The 255-nt window shown below is 40.0% G+C and carries 1 protein-coding gene; it reads left to right on the top strand.

Annotated features, from left to right (window positions below; genetic code table 11):
- Window positions 1–255 (top strand): reverse transcriptase domain-containing protein (locus M3226_RS31980; RefSeq protein WP_251573465.1); only part of this gene is annotated, 255 nt, incomplete at both ends.

Raw genomic sequence — 255 nt, 5'->3', positions numbered from 1 at the left:
GTACTTTCGCCGATTCTTAGTAATGTTTACTTAAACCAACTGGATAAGGAATTGGAGAAACGTGGACATAAATTCGTCCGTTTTGCGGACGATTTTAGCATTTACGTTAAAAGTGAACGAGCAGGTCGCCGGGTAATTAAAAGTATCACAAAATACCTCGAGCAAGAGCTAAAATTAACTGTTAACCGAACTAAGAGTAAGGTGGGGTCTCCTACTAAGTTAAAATTCCTAGGTTTCTGCATACACAGCACCTCC

The organism is Neobacillus cucumis (assembly GCF_023715505.1).
The sequence above is the reverse complement of the archived record's forward strand: the minus strand, read 5'-3'. Positions and strand labels throughout refer to the sequence as shown.